We start from the raw sequence: 12616 nt of genomic DNA, 5'->3' as shown, positions 1-12616 counted from the left end.
CTGGTAGTAAATAAAACACCCGCAAGAGCATGCTAACTTGCGGGTGTTTCTTATCACTCATTACGAATTAAACAACTTATTTTATTCCCATTCCCATTGCCTACCTTCATGTTCCTGAGAGAACATCATGCGGTAGCCGCTAATGTTTCGATGCGGGATATCATGCATCACTTTATGGAACTGCTTATTATCTAAATGGATCAAGTTTTCATGATCCCCCGACTCAATATACAGCTCATCTTGTTCCAGAAGCAGGTCATCCACCAGCATACTGATCTGATAGGCCTGCCCCAAAGATGGAACCGCACCTGGCTCACAATCCTGAAATATATCTGACAGTTCATGTTCACTAATCAAGAAGAACTGTTTACCCATCATCCGGCCAATTTTGTCTATCATCACCCGCCGGTTAGACGGAACAACTGCCATCAGATAGTTGCCATCCTGATCTTTGAGCATAACGGCTTTAGCTACTTGTGATGTTGGCACATGCGCAGAGATAGCTGAGCTGAAAGATGTGTCGGTATGACGGTGTCGAGTAAGACTGAAGTCCACATTATGACTATTGAGGAATTCTCCTACTGTAATTGCCATGGCCATATTCACCTCCAGAGGGAAGTTGTACCTACAGCAAAAGTATGGGAGGCGTTAGCTATTTTTGCGAGAACATATATCAATTTTTCTTCGTAAAGAGAAAACACCAATCACTACAACATCCGTACTCGCCGAGCTTGCCAGAATGTTCCTCGCCAATAAGGGTTATCCAACCTCGAGATTATGACCCCTCTAGAAGTTGAAGCATGAAGAAACTCAAAATTTCCCAAGTAGATCCCGACATGCCGGAGCCTTCGCCCTGTCTTGAAGAAGACTAAATCCCCTTCTTCTGCCTCAACCAAGGGGATCCATTGACCCATTTTCACCAGTTCGCCCGTTGTCCTAGGCAACTTCAAATTAAAAACGGTGGAATAACCAACCTGCACAAAGGCCGAACAATCAATACCTCGCTTATTGCTGCCTCCCAGGCGATATGGCGTACCTTTCCAGGACTCATAAACAACATTAAACAAAGCAGCTCTGCCCGGACTGACGGTATTTTTATTTTGTTCTCTTACGATACCTTCAAATTCACTCTTCTTTTCCTCAGAAGGTGCTGATGCGCACCCCGAAAGCACCATCAAAAAAACACAGATAACCGCCCAAAACAGATACTTCTTCATTATCCAATCAAACTGTTTGCTGCCAGAGAGACAATCATGAAAGTGTACAGCTAAAATACTATATAGCCATCAATTATGGCTGAAGGCCGTTGCTCAGCGCTGCTTTAAAGTGACAAGAATCCGGAAGAATGGCTACTGGCTCTACTTAAACTTGACATAAGTTGCTATAAAATAAGACATATTATTCACCATCCATAAATCAACGAAGATATACAAAATGCCGCTTTTTCAACTCAGGGGATTCATCAGTGATGATATCAATGACGTCGCAAAGATCTATCACAACGCAGCAAGCAAACTCGGTCGCCATTATTACAGCCCTGAACAAATTACCCTCTGGGCAGACTATCCCCAAAATCATTTTGAAGAATTCACAATGCTCCTTAGCCAAGGACACACATTGGTAGCGGTTGATGAAAAAAACCAGCCAATCGCATTTGGTCAGCTCCATCCAGCAAACCACCTGACTCTACTTTATGTTTTACCTGAATATTCACGGCAGGGGCTAGGAAAACAGCTCTATATAGCACTAGAAGCTATTGCGCGTAACAAAGGAGAATCCAGCCTCAGTGCCACTGCAAGTAAAGTTTCAAAAACACTGTTTGAGCAGCAGGGATTTGAGCTGATTGAAGAGGAAGTGTCGCTACGAAACAATATCCCGTTCGAGCGCTATAATATGGTCAAAATTTTGTAACTAACGGTAATTGCCGCAAGTTAAACAAAAAAAGAGGCGAAACACTGCTCGCCTCTAAACTCCACACAACAGAAGAGACTTCGCACAACGAGCTGCATGAACCAATGCTTATTTACTTGCTGTGTCAAAATCTAGTCTCTTTATCACGTTTATCATGACAATTTTCCAGCGTTATTTGCATTTATAAGCACAGCTGCGATTAACTTCACGCCTCAAATGAAATAACCCGTTTGAAATAAAAGAACTTATGGATCTAAGTTCTATTACTAACTAAATAGTTATGCTATTGCTATCGCCGTTATTACTGTAAACAACTTCACCTTCAAGCATTGTCATCAATACCTCAACTTGAGCAAGCTGCTCCGGCGCAAGCACGGTAATATCTTGCTCCAGGATCACAAAATCCGCAGACTTACCCACATCAATGCTACCCGTAATACCCTCAAGTCCCAAAGCTTTAGCAGGGTTAATCGTATAGGCCGCAATAGCAGCATCGATATCAGGTAAGCCTTTGCTGCCCAGCGAAAGAATTCGTGCTATCCCTTCCAGTGGAGCAAAACGCGGGGCTCCCCAACCACTGCTTAACGTAATATTTGCTCCGGCCTGATATAACGCCTGTAATGCCCCCTTCCCCGAGGTTAATTTACCTGAAAACAATTGTCCCTTCTGTAACGATGAGGGCACTGATAGTGAATCATCACTTACCTGAAAGTCCGCCGACACACTTAAACTTGCAAAGCGAGGTATATCTGTTGGGTTTAACTCCCCGTGCTGGGAGATAGAATACGCCTGATCAACCTCAAGATGACGGATGTTCTGGATCGAATTCAAAGCCGCTTTTACTGCTTCATCACCCATGGCATTAACATGTACACCAAAGCCAATTTTATCCAACCTCTCCAACCAAACACTCATATCTGGTGGAGAAATATAAAACATCCCCTGAGGCTTAGAGGCCAACGTCTCTGCTGGATAAGGCTTTGATAACTTTGCTGTTCCGGCAACATAGCTTCCATCAAGATTAAGCTTAACCTGATTAACAATTAGCTTCGATGTCAGATCATGGCGCCCAATCGCCGAGAAATAGTCTAGCTGTTCTTTCATAGATAAATGAGGATAAAGCCATGGACGAACTGTTATACGAGCAGACAGGTCACCATTGATCAATGCTGCTTCCCACATCTGATTCCATCCACGATGCCAATAGGTCCGCCCATCTCCCAATGTAGTAATACCGTCCTTAGCCACAGCTGCCAGCCCCTGAAGTAGGCTTAGATAACTGATATTACATAAATCAGGGTGCGCTTTTCTCGCCAAATTAATCACCTCTTCACCGGCTGAACCCAGCAATACCCCTGTCAACACGGATTTATCTGGTGTCTTGATAATCATCCCGCCAGGGGGATTGAGGCTATAACGATGATACTGAGCAGCATCCAGCGCAGCAGTATTTACCCACACCATGTCCGAGTTCAGTTCAATCACTGCGACAGGACGCTCCGGTGATAACTGATCCAGCCATGCTCTTGGCATCAATTCAGGGTCGTTCAGCTCAGGAGGATTAAGTTCAGGTAATGATTGAGTAAAACCGATAATCCACGGCTGCGTTACTCCTGAAGCAATACATCTCTCTAATACCTTGCTCACGCGGGAGAAGTCAGACGCCGGAGGTAACGGACAACTGCCTTCAGCAGCAAGTCCCTCTTCAAAAATCGGATTATTCAAATCAATGAAACCTGGATAAACTGAACGCCCGTCGAGATCTATCACCTGAGTCCTGTCGGAGATTTTTTTCTCGATCTCACTGACTTTCCCTAAATAGCTAATCATCCCGTCAGTCACGGCAATCGCGTCCATGCCTACCTTACTGTAAATATTAGCATTGATAATCACCGTATCGGCATAAGGAAGGGCTTTTGCGATAACAACCGATGAACTCAAACAGCACGCAATAGTAATCAGCTGAAGTGCCCGTTTCATTTTCAAAAAAATCACCAACAAATATGCATTATGTATCTTATTAATTCTTGTATATGAACAAAAGACTGAGCCGGGTTCAATAGTTCAAATTTCTCAATCTCTATTTTTTTGATATATCCTTTCTATCTGGTTACCAATAGCGCAAAACTTGGTCAATTATTAAACATTGCAACCAAGTTGCACTTGCGAACAACATTATCAACTGGTCATGGTGTAAAATTCATTTCATAATGCAATCAAACAGACCAGGTTAGTAACTGACTTGATAATGTATTTTTTAAGATAAGTTTCAGATGTTCTGATTACTTCAGGCTATGGTTATCTGCAGGCAGACTTGTAGTATTTTTATAAAACTACTACAACTCCTCTGTTCTCTTCTGTAAGGTATGCCTGTATACATCAGACAGATGTGCAAGTAACACAAAGGAGTAACTGTGCTTTCTTTTATCCGCCTGGTATTAGGGGCAATATTTATTATATTCACCACACTTTTTGCCTTGGTTTACTGCCTATTCAGCCCTCGGGACCCAAAGCATGTGTATTTTTTCTGCCGCTGGTTCAATCAACTTCACAAGATCATCGGCCTTGAAGTTATTCAACGGGGCAAAGGCAACGTTACTGACGTTAAAAATGGTGTCTACATTTCTAACCACCAGAACATATTCGATTTTGTTACCTCTCCTGGCATGCTTGAGCCGCGCACCGTCTCTATTGGTAAAAAAAGCCTCTTATGGATACCCTTCTTCGGCCAACTATACTGGATCACAGGTAATATCCTGATTGATAGGGAAAACAAGTCAAAAGCCAGGAACACTATCCAGCAAGTGGCTGAAGCTATTCACAAGCGCAACTTATCCGTTTGGATGTACCCTGAAGGCACTCGAAGCAAAGGACGCGGCTTACTACCATTCAAAACCGGGGCATTCCGCATGGCTATCGAAGCTGGAGTGCCTATCATCCCAATGTGTGTCAGCTCAACTCATGACAAGATTTCATTGAATCGTCGGGACAACGGTATCGTCATTGCAGAAATGCTAGAGCCAATTGATGTTTCTCAATACGACATGCAAGACGCCCGCATGCTTGCCGATCATTGCCACGCTCTGATGCAAAACAAAATCACCGAACTTGATGCCGAAGTTGAGCAACTTGAACTTGAACGTATGCAGGTTGAAGCAAAATCCAGTTAATTTATACCAACTTGCATAAATATTACTCGTGATTCGACGTAAAAAAAGAGCATCTTATCGATGCTCTTTTTCTTTAACTAATAAGTGCATCAAAGGCTTCTCTCAATGGAGCACTTTGTAAAATTCGACCATGCCCCAAGCCTTCCGTCGCGATCAACTGAACATGCTCCAAACGGCTTGCCCGCTCCGAATGCTGGAAGTGAGCGAAACGATCCCCCTTATCATGTACGATTACCGCCGATTCCAAATGCGATTCCAACTGCCCCATGGGATTTATCGCATCAAAAGGGTATTGATAAGTTTCAGCAATTTCTCCCACCACTTCATTAAACAACTTCATCGAATAACCAGAGCGCTGCACGGTATCCACTAAGTTCTCAGTATAATTCAACACGGGAGCTACAAGCAGAATTGGCTTGTTTTTCAAAAGTGGGTGGCGGCTTTCCAATACCATTGCACCTCCCATACTGTGGGCTATGACACCTGCAATACAGCCTTGCTGATCCAATATGCTATCAAACGCGTTAACAAATCCCGGCAAGTGACCAAATTTACCCTCGCTTTCACCATGCGCCGGGTTATCGAAAGCCAGCGCGGTGTAGCCTGATGCCGCAATATGCTCCATCAATACATAAAACTGACTTGCAGAACCTGACCAACCATGACCTAGCACCCAAGTAGGCCCTTCACCCAACTGGTAGGTCATCATTTTCCCCTCAGGCGTATCAACCTTCCGCCGTTGTAAACCAGCAGGCTCAGCAACATTTCGGCTCATACGCTCAGGGGTCAAGAGCAGCTTTCTGGCCATTTTCCTCGCATGTTGAGGTGCCAAAGTATGATGCAAACGGGTAGTCACCCCCACCATCGCTCTGCGAAAATTAAACCCTTTACTCTGAGCGAAATATATCTTGCTGCTCATCTTTCTCTCCAAATAGAACGATCGTACTTTTTATTGTGAAAATAGCCCTTGCAGTGAGGTGTTTTTAATACCCTTATTTTCGCGACGCATCAAACAGGGTATCAATCCCTATCCAGAATCGCTGGTGTTCAGCCGTCTCTAATGACAATGAACGAAATAAGTGGCTACTGAGGTAGACCCCATAAAGTTGGTAGACAAATTGCCAAGTATCGAGACCGGCTTTAAACTCGCCGCTCTGTTTGGCTTTATCAACCTGACGACATAGATAGTTCAACCAGCGGCGCGTTATATCTGTAAGGGTTTGCTGTACAGGATCCTGACTTACACAGCTATCCTTCCATGCATCCAAAAACATGCAACTTCCCTGAAAAGACTGGTTCCAATCTAGCCAGTTCTGTAGCAATAAACGCAGTTTTGTTTCAATATTTTTCGGGGCAACCTGCCGAGCAGGCTGAATAACACGGTAAGAGAAATACTCACCAGTGTATTCCAACACTGCAATTTGCAAATTTTCTTTTGAATTGAAATGAGCAAATAGCCCGCTTTTTGACATCCCTGAGGCTTTGGCCAATTGACCGATAGTCAGGCTATCCAAGCCATCTTTACTGGCCAGCTCAAAGGCCGTCTTTAAGATATGCTCACGTGTTGTTCGGCCTTTGCTCATTTCTCATCTCATTTTGTGGCTTCCCACCATTTTTAGCACGATCGTACTTTTATAAGCAATAACCAGTATGGATTATTTCAACCCTCCAATGCTATTGCTATGGCTACCAACAGCTATTAATTAGCGTTCGTAAAAACGGAAGAGGCTATCAATCGAAATTGGGCAATCCCCTACCTGGTGGACAATGTCTTCCGCCTGTTTCATAGAATTATAACTACATGGTATTCCATAGGTATCTGTTACTGGGTATTCATTACCCTCAGCATCTCTGAAATTAACCCCCCAGCCAGCAGTTAAAAAATCATGCACTAACCGAGCTTCAACAATGGTATGTTCTGCCATCATTTGGCGACATTCTGAAAGGACCATAACGCTACCCTCATGTTTGATGACTCACTGTAAATATAGTCGATATATCTAATATTAAAAAAGTGAGAGTGGCGGCTCCGAACAAAGTCCCAGATATAACAAAGCCGTATCAATCAGATACGGCTTATCACAATAAGTACAACACTTCCCGGTGGCAAGCTAGCTATACATTAGAAGTACAAAACGTTACAAGTACAACTTCAAATTACAGGTAGCGCTTTGCTAGCTCTGAAGGCTCAAGCTCTGTACCTTCAAGCTGCTCATTCCAGTTCACGCCAACCAGTACACCGTCTTCAGAAAGCGTAATCATCCAATCTTCAACAAAAACATCCAGTGGGATCATCACAGCATGAAACTCTTCCCATTCATCGGCGCAGTGATGCTTCGCATCCGCTTCATTCGACCAGAATGGCATCACTTCAGAGTTTTCAAACTCGCTAGAATCAACAGATAACCAGTCACCCTCTTCATTACACAAGCCCCAGACTTTCAGGGTTTCTTTAGTTTCAGTAACAAACAGGTCACAGTTCGCTTGAATATCTGCGGTTAACTTAGTCATTCTATTCTCTCTTCATTTTTTGCCTGCTGGCATACAATCACAACAGGAACTTAACTCAACGCATTGTTTATCGTCTGCGGTAGACGCATCATAGCAAAATTCAGACTTCTAGCGTGATCTAATTTGTTATCTGCTGAGCAGTTATACCAACTTGCCGCCTGTACTCTATATTCTAATAGTTAAGCGATAATTAAACCTTGATACCCTTATACTTTATAGTTAGCGCGATAAAAGGTGAAAGAGGAAACAAGCATGGCAACAGTTGATTGGTTGAATTACCTAAATAATCAAAAAGTGTTCGCTCCTCGCGCGCATATCATCGAAGCCCATCATTTTTTAGGAAACATGACCCAACGTCGTATTGCTGTTGACTGTGGCTGCGGTACAGGCCGAGATACAATTTATCTGTTAGAAAAAAATTATCAGGTCTATGCCTTTGATAACGACATGCGTAGCCTCGAAGCCCTCGTGAACCACCCGCTGGCCGCTGCAACGCCCAAGCTGGATGTTCAGATTTGCAATTTTAGTGAGTTCACCTTTCCTCGCTCACACCTTATCAACGCCAGTGCCTGCTTGTTCTTCTGCCCGAAACATGAATTTAACCCGCTTTGGAAAAATATCGAAAAAAGCCTTTATAGCGGCGGCGTATTTTGCGGCCACTTTATCAGTGTTATTAATAGAAACATAGATGAAAAGCTACCTGTCCTCACTCACTCCAAGTATGAACTAGAGCAACTTTTTAATTCTTTTTACATTGTTTCCTGGAAAGAAAAGCAGGAATTTTCTGCCCAGTTAACTGGCGAAAAACGAGCCTGGTTAGTACACACAATTATCGCCATGAAAAAATAATCACCTCTCCATCAATTCTTATAAGACTTATTTTTTACCTGATATATATCAGCAAGTTATTTGTAATATAAATATCTTTATCCAAAACTAATTAAGTGACAAAATACCGCCTTAATCTCCTCTGTCACCCTATTATTTTTTGGATAGCCCGTATGCAATCTCATCGCACCGGCAATGCCTTAGCGGCGTTTTCGTTCGTCCTTTGGGGCATTTTACCGCTTTATTACCAATATTTACCTCAGGCAGATATCAATGAACTACTCGCACTGCGAATTATTTTTTCAGTGCCTTTCATGTTATTCGCTATCTGGCTATTACGCAGACCTTTTCCTACCGTCAAAGCCATACTTAAAGACAAGCGCTCTCTAATCATGTCGGCAATTGCAGGTACAATCATGTGCATTTCTTGGTATGCGTTTACCTGGGCTCTTACTCATGATCAGGTACTGGCTGCCAGTCTGGGATTCTTTATCAATCCTTTATTTGCAATAGCCCTCGGCGTTATCTTCCTCAAAGAACAGCTATCGCGAGCCCAATCCATTGCCGTTATCCTGGCTATTGCCGGCATTGGTTACCAGGTATGGCACTACGGAGAACTGCCATGGATCTCGCTGATAATGGGCAGCTTTTTCGCACTGTATGGACTCAGTAAGAAATACATACGCTATGATGCATTAACTTCAGTGACCTTAGAGGCAGCCATTCTGGTCCCTTTTGCACTGATTTACATGGCTACGCGCGGGCTTGACGGCGATAGTATCGTTCTATCGTCAGACATGACCACCTTATTGCTATATATAGGATCTGCTCCGGTAACCCTTGCACCGCTGATCTTCTTTGCTCTGGCAGTAAGCCGTACCAGCCTGACGATGGTCGGCCTGATGCAATACATAGAACCTACCCTGCAGTTCCTGCTCGCCATTATGCTTTTCGGCGAAATCTTTGATGAAGTAAAAGCGGTAAGCTTTAGCTTCATCTGGCTAGGGTTGTTACTCTGTACCCTAGAAGCTCTGCAAGGCATGTACCGCAGAAAATTCAACCCAATCGAAAGTACCAGCCTGTAATAACAACCGAGATATGTAAGTATTCAGATAATTGCGCAGAGAAAATCGCCTAGGACAAGAAAGAATTTACAGTAACTAGTGGCGCTAATTACAAAATTCTAACGCTGTAATAGGTGATTTTAAACAGCAAGAATGATCAAATACTTATGCTGATTGGTATAATTACTAACAAAGCACCGTACCGGTGACGGTGCTTCGTCAAATCAAGAAATAAAGTGAAATACACATGTCTTCTGAAATTAAACACCTTCAACAACAACTCGCACAATTCGCTGCTGAGCGTAACTGGGCGCAATTTCATACTCCAAAAAACCTGGCTATGGCCTTGAGCGGTGAAGTCGGTGAGCTCACCGAAATTTTTCAGTGGCTAACCCCGGAGCAGAGCAAGCAACTCCCGAAGGATAAAAAAGCTCACCTTGAAGAAGAAATTGCTGATGTTCTGATGTACTTAGTAAGGCTCGCAGACCAATGTGATATTGATGTCATCAAAGCATGCGAAAAAAAGTTAGTAAAAAACACACAAAAATATCCTGTTGAAAAATGCTTTGGCAATGCCAGGAAATATAATGAGCTCTAACACTGATCTCCAGGGGCTTTTTCTTCGCACTAAAAAAATGTCTCGCTCACACTCCATGATAGACTGGTTGCACATTGGCAATTCAAGTACATAATCTACTATAGTAGTTAACTGCTTATCCTTAACTCAATTTGGTATGAGCAGACTAGGAGAGTATGGAATGGACCTTCACGAAACATTTAACGATAGCTACGCTAGGTGTAATCACGACCCCAATTTTCTCTTCTTGTTCTACGAACTCTTCTGGAACAAGGACGATAAGTTCCGCCAGCAGTTTGCTAACGTTGATATGCAAAAACAAGTGAAAATGCTAAAAGCTTCGATTGCCATTATTCTGCTAGCATCGACCTCTGAAGGTGCAAGAGAGTCGCTTCGTCATTTCGGCAAACGACACGGACCAAATGGTATTGGTGTTGATCCACTGGATTTCGATGTCTGGTTCAATAGCCTACTAGAAGCCGTCGAAATTTGCGATCCGTACTATAACAAAGAAATTGAACAAGCTTGGCGAGAGTGCTTCAACCTGGGACTTGCTATTATGAAAGAGGAATGTATAACCCAAAACTCAAATCCCGCCACTTCTTAACTAGCACGATAGAGTTAGAAGACCAATCATTTACGCTTTAGTAAATAAAGTATAAAGGAATGTTTACCAACACATCTATTCATTAACGTGAATCCCATGACAAAAAAACAAGAGCAATACCGATTTTGGGTTCTAATAATCTCAGCACTGGTACTCGCTGCCCTTGCCATGTATTTTGCTCCTATCCGGCAAAGCCGAAACTTCTACAATTACGCCGATCAGCGCACTTTACTAGGCATTCCGAATTTCTGGAATGTCATCACCAATCTACCTTTTCTCATCGTTGGCATCCTTGGGCTGAATAAATACAACAGGAAAAAAATACTCTCTATTGAGCCAATAGCCAATAAAAGCTATATGACTTTCTTTGTTGGGCTTATCGCAATCTTTTTTGGCTCAAGCTACTATCACCTAGTGCCCGACGCTTTTAGCCTGATGCTCGACCGAATCAGCCTCAGCGTAGCCTTTATAGCCCTTTATTGCATAGTGCTGACTGAATATATTTCACCAACACTAGGCCAACGACTGCTCTTTCCGCTTATCACCTATAGCATGCTTGCCGTGCTCTACTGGTACATCAGCGACACCCTGACGGGCAGAGGAGATTTATCTGCCTATATCTTGGTTCAGGTTATCCCTATTGTTCACCTTCCCCTTGCGGTATGGCTGTTTACTTCAAACTTTAGCCACGGTCGGTTCTATATTTATGCATTGATTGCATACGCTCTGGCTAAGTGGGCTGAATCCAATGATGATTTTCTATATCAACTAACAGGAGAAATAAGCGGGCACAGTATTAAGCACTTGTTTGCCGCATTAGGGGGATTTTTCGTCTATTGGGGATTAATCAAACGCTCAAAACTAAAAAAGGGCTAAAAAGCCCCCTTCTTTAATATCTCAATACCACGATTATTTTTCGCCAATACCGCGATTTTCTTTCTTAGCAAGCGTGATCTTACCGAAGCCTAGCTTCTTAAAATGGTTGTCACGATAATCTCTCATTGCCTTCGAGCCAGAAGAGACAGCTTCAACTTGCTGTTCCATTCTCAGGTACTCAGTCAAATCAATACCTTCAGCAGCAGCTACAGCTTCATGAATGGTTCGGTATTGGCTATAAGAAAACGCTAACTGTTTCTCTTGTTCCTTATAGGTATAGATAATGGTGCGCGACATAACGCCTCCAACAGCAAAAAAGAGGGGTGAAATTTACCTTAACTGGTCACAGGATGGAAGCGAAACCAGCCAAAGCCTAGACTTGATTAATCACAGAGTAGCAATGAAAATATTTTAATAATCAGAGAGTGTATGGTTTCATGCACTCTCTTTTCCCACAGTTATACACAGAAACAGTGGATAACTCACATTAATATCAGTAATTTGATCACAAAAATCTAACAACCGACATCATCCGAATTGAAATAGTGAATCATCTGGTTATCACTGCCTCGCCATACCAGCGAAGGGTCGCGCTTTTCATGTTCATATTTTCCGTCGACCATTACATCAACAAGCGCTATTACTTCACGCTGTGCATCCGTCAGCTCACCCAGTAAATAACCGGACCATAACCAAATATCTTTCCCTTCACACTCTTCCCTCACTCGCAGTACTAACTTCAAAACGGCTTCGACGTTAGCTGGATGAAGTGGGTCACCACCAGAGAGTGACAACCCGCGTCGCTTGATCCGAGTGTCATTAAGATCACGAATAACCTGATCTTCCATTTCCTGAGTAAATGGGTGCCCACTGTCTAATCGCCATGTACTTTGGTTATAGCAACCCCGGCACTGGTGCTCACAGCCAGAAACAAACAAGGTACAGCGCGTACCAGGACCATTTACGATATCAACAGGATAATAGTTATGGTAATTCATCTTATTCATTCACCAAAAACAAGAAGTGCCGGAAAGGCACTTCTAAATTCATCGGACACAATGCGACTTATAGA

At 43.1% G+C, this 12616-nt stretch carries 16 protein-coding genes; 7 read left to right on the top strand and 9 right to left on the bottom strand.

From position 1 onward, the window contains the following. Positions 1-81: 81 nt before the first annotated feature. Together Q0852_RS10900 and Q0852_RS10895 are read right to left on the bottom strand one after the other, a co-directional pair. Complete coding sequence (locus Q0852_RS10900; RefSeq protein WP_299018052.1) at positions 82-594, bottom strand: aminoacyl-tRNA deacylase; 513 nt, start codon at positions 592-594, stop codon at positions 82-84. 113 nt (positions 595-707) lie between these two features. Then, the gene (locus Q0852_RS10895) at positions 708-1217 is read right to left on the bottom strand and encodes an NlpC/P60 family protein (protein ID WP_299018051.1); all 510 of its coding nucleotides are present in this window, start codon (positions 1215-1217) and stop codon (positions 708-710) included. 217 nt (positions 1218-1434) lie between these two features. Between Q0852_RS10895 and Q0852_RS10890 the strand changes: the two genes are divergently transcribed. After that, positions 1435-1911: a GNAT family N-acetyltransferase gene (locus Q0852_RS10890; protein WP_299018050.1), complete on the top strand. Its 477-nt coding sequence runs from the start codon at positions 1435-1437 to the stop codon at positions 1909-1911. 270 nt (positions 1912-2181) lie between these two features. Here Q0852_RS10890 and Q0852_RS10885 read toward each other — a convergent pair whose 3' ends face one another. After that, on the bottom strand, positions 2182-3891 hold the full coding sequence (locus tag Q0852_RS10885) for an amidohydrolase (RefSeq protein ID WP_299018049.1): 1710 nt from the start codon (positions 3889-3891) through the stop codon (positions 2182-2184). Positions 3892-4325: 434 nt separating this feature from the next. Here Q0852_RS10885 and Q0852_RS10880 point away from each other — a divergent pair, with 434 nt between their 5' ends. After that, positions 4326-5081, top strand: a complete 756-nt coding sequence (locus tag Q0852_RS10880) for a 1-acylglycerol-3-phosphate O-acyltransferase (RefSeq protein ID WP_299018048.1) — start codon at positions 4326-4328, stop codon at positions 5079-5081. A gap of 73 nt (positions 5082-5154) precedes the next feature. Here the strand turns inward: Q0852_RS10880 and Q0852_RS10875 are convergent, their stop codons facing one another. The 4 genes from Q0852_RS10875 to Q0852_RS10860 all read right to left on the bottom strand — a co-directional run bounded on the left by Q0852_RS10875 (position 5155) and on the right by Q0852_RS10860 (position 7592). After that, the gene (locus Q0852_RS10875) at positions 5155-6000 is read right to left on the bottom strand and encodes an alpha/beta hydrolase (protein WP_299018047.1); all 846 of its coding nucleotides are present in this window, start codon (positions 5998-6000) and stop codon (positions 5155-5157) included. A 73-nt stretch (positions 6001-6073) separates the two neighbouring features. Next, positions 6074-6664, bottom strand: coding sequence for a TetR/AcrR family transcriptional regulator (locus Q0852_RS10870; RefSeq protein ID WP_299018046.1), 591 nt, complete (start codon positions 6662-6664; stop codon positions 6074-6076). A 120-nt stretch (positions 6665-6784) separates the two neighbouring features. Next, positions 6785-7033 carry a hypothetical protein gene (locus Q0852_RS10865; protein WP_299018045.1) on the bottom strand — a complete coding sequence of 83 codons (249 nt, stop codon included), beginning with the start codon at positions 7031-7033 and terminating at the stop codon, positions 6785-6787. Between the two features lie 205 nt (positions 7034-7238). Further along, positions 7239-7592, bottom strand: coding sequence for a DUF2750 domain-containing protein (locus Q0852_RS10860; RefSeq protein ID WP_299018044.1), 354 nt, complete (start codon positions 7590-7592; stop codon positions 7239-7241). Positions 7593-7844: 252 nt separating this feature from the next. Between Q0852_RS10860 and Q0852_RS10855 the strand changes: the two genes are divergently transcribed. The 5 genes from Q0852_RS10855 (at position 7845) to Q0852_RS10835 (ending at position 11544) form a co-directional block, all read left to right on the top strand. Then, on the top strand, positions 7845-8441 hold the full coding sequence (locus Q0852_RS10855; RefSeq protein ID WP_299018043.1) for a trans-aconitate 2-methyltransferase: 597 nt from the start codon (positions 7845-7847) through the stop codon (positions 8439-8441). Between the two features lie 152 nt (positions 8442-8593). Beyond that, entirely contained in the window at positions 8594-9505 is a 912-nt protein-coding gene (gene rarD / locus Q0852_RS10850; protein WP_299018042.1) for an EamA family transporter RarD, read from the top strand. Positions 9506-9731: 226 nt separating this feature from the next. Next, complete coding sequence (locus Q0852_RS10845) at positions 9732-10082, top strand: nucleotide pyrophosphohydrolase (protein WP_299018041.1); 351 nt, start codon at positions 9732-9734, stop codon at positions 10080-10082. Between the two features lie 160 nt (positions 10083-10242). Further along, positions 10243-10668, top strand: coding sequence for a globin (locus Q0852_RS10840; RefSeq protein ID WP_299018040.1), 426 nt, complete (start codon positions 10243-10245; stop codon positions 10666-10668). Between the two features lie 96 nt (positions 10669-10764). Beyond that, a complete protein-coding gene (locus tag Q0852_RS10835) occupies positions 10765-11544 on the top strand; it encodes a hypothetical protein (protein ID WP_299018039.1) in 780 nt (259 codons plus the stop codon). A gap of 33 nt (positions 11545-11577) precedes the next feature. Here the strand turns inward: Q0852_RS10835 and Q0852_RS10830 are convergent, their stop codons facing one another. Further along, positions 11578-11841 (bottom strand): DUF2960 domain-containing protein, encoded by a 264-nt coding sequence (locus Q0852_RS10830; protein ID WP_299018038.1) that lies wholly within the window; start codon positions 11839-11841, stop codon positions 11578-11580. Positions 11842-12059: 218 nt separating this feature from the next. Continuing rightward, positions 12060-12542, bottom strand: a complete 483-nt coding sequence (gene nrdG / locus Q0852_RS10825) for an anaerobic ribonucleoside-triphosphate reductase-activating protein (protein ID WP_299018037.1) — start codon at positions 12540-12542, stop codon at positions 12060-12062. Between the last annotated feature and the right edge of the window lie 74 nt (positions 12543-12616).

The organism is uncultured Photobacterium sp. (assembly GCF_947502415.1).
In the GTDB taxonomy this organism is placed as follows: Bacteria; Pseudomonadota; Gammaproteobacteria; order Enterobacterales; family Vibrionaceae; genus Photobacterium.
Note: the sequence above shows the minus strand (reverse complement) of the source record. Positions and strands in the feature narration are given on the sequence as shown.

What these genes read in the sequence shown, in the direction of transcription:
- Q0852_RS10900 (WP_299018052.1), bottom strand. Translation starts at nt 594, where the DNA reads ATGGCAATTACAGTAGGAGAATTCCTCAATAGTCATAATGTGGACTTC.
- Q0852_RS10895 (WP_299018051.1), bottom strand. Translation starts at nt 1,217, where the DNA reads ATGAAGAAGTATCTGTTTTGGGCGGTTATCTGTGTTTTTTTGATGGTG.
- Q0852_RS10890 (WP_299018050.1), top strand. Translation starts at nt 1,435, where the DNA reads ATGCCGCTTTTTCAACTCAGGGGATTCATCAGTGATGATATCAATGAC.
- Q0852_RS10885 (WP_299018049.1), bottom strand. Translation starts at nt 3,891, where the DNA reads ATGAAACGGGCACTTCAGCTGATTACTATTGCGTGCTGTTTGAGTTCA.
- Q0852_RS10875 (WP_299018047.1), bottom strand. Translation starts at nt 6,000, where the DNA reads ATGAGCAGCAAGATATATTTCGCTCAGAGTAAAGGGTTTAATTTTCGC.
- Q0852_RS10870 (WP_299018046.1), bottom strand. Translation starts at nt 6,664, where the DNA reads ATGAGCAAAGGCCGAACAACACGTGAGCATATCTTAAAGACGGCCTTT.
- Q0852_RS10865 (WP_299018045.1), bottom strand. Translation starts at nt 7,033, where the DNA reads ATGGTCCTTTCAGAATGTCGCCAAATGATGGCAGAACATACCATTGTT.
- Q0852_RS10860 (WP_299018044.1), bottom strand. Translation starts at nt 7,592, where the DNA reads ATGACTAAGTTAACCGCAGATATTCAAGCGAACTGTGACCTGTTTGTT.
- Q0852_RS10855 (WP_299018043.1), top strand. Translation starts at nt 7,845, where the DNA reads ATGGCAACAGTTGATTGGTTGAATTACCTAAATAATCAAAAAGTGTTC.
- rarD (WP_299018042.1), top strand. Translation starts at nt 8,594, where the DNA reads ATGCAATCTCATCGCACCGGCAATGCCTTAGCGGCGTTTTCGTTCGTC.
- Q0852_RS10845 (WP_299018041.1), top strand. Translation starts at nt 9,732, where the DNA reads ATGTCTTCTGAAATTAAACACCTTCAACAACAACTCGCACAATTCGCT.
- Q0852_RS10840 (WP_299018040.1), top strand. Translation starts at nt 10,243, where the DNA reads ATGGACCTTCACGAAACATTTAACGATAGCTACGCTAGGTGTAATCAC.
- Q0852_RS10835 (WP_299018039.1), top strand. Translation starts at nt 10,765, where the DNA reads ATGACAAAAAAACAAGAGCAATACCGATTTTGGGTTCTAATAATCTCA.
- Q0852_RS10830 (WP_299018038.1), bottom strand. Translation starts at nt 11,841, where the DNA reads ATGTCGCGCACCATTATCTATACCTATAAGGAACAAGAGAAACAGTTA.
- nrdG (WP_299018037.1), bottom strand. Translation starts at nt 12,542, where the DNA reads ATGAATTACCATAACTATTATCCTGTTGATATCGTAAATGGTCCTGGT.